This is a genomic window from Pseudoalteromonas sp. CO325X (assembly GCF_004208955.1).
GTDB classification, from domain to species: Bacteria; Pseudomonadota; Gammaproteobacteria; order Enterobacterales; family Alteromonadaceae; genus Pseudoalteromonas; species Pseudoalteromonas ruthenica.
The window spans coordinates 1-412 of the sequence record NZ_SGPG01000028.1 but is presented as its reverse complement, the minus strand read 5'-3'; the positions used below and the strand labels follow the sequence as shown (position 1 = coordinate 412).

Below are 412 nucleotides of genomic sequence, written 5' to 3'. Positions count from 1 at the left end.
CGATGCTCAGAGATGGGGTAATGTGGGAAGCGCCAAAAGCTTAAAAAGAGCTATTGACGCCATAGTCTCTTGTTAGGCAGATTTATTACGTAAGCTAACTAGCCTAAATAGAAAAACAAGTGCTCCCCACGTACTGTATAAAGCAACTAAACCACCAACTTGAATTAATGTATATCCATGGGCGTCTCCTTTAACACCCGAGAAGTACTGTAGAGGAGCTTGAATTCCAAGCCAAGCTATCCAGCTACCCATTGCTGCTAAGCTAATTGTAAAAAGTAAGAAACCAATCAGCTGCAAAGGCGTTTGTTGTAGGTGATTATCCGTACCTTTATATATTTTACTAAAAGGAGACCTATAATATTTCATACAATAAATTAGTAAACATGTGATAGGCAGCACCACAATATCAATT

At 38.6% G+C, this 412-nt stretch carries 1 protein-coding gene; it reads right to left on the bottom strand.

Annotation, left to right across the window (positions count from 1 at the left end; translation table 11 throughout):
* Positions 1-72: 72 nt before the first annotated feature.
* Positions 73-412: hypothetical protein (locus EXT46_RS18910; RefSeq protein ID WP_165381140.1), on the bottom strand; the 340-nt coding region annotated here is incomplete at its 5' end.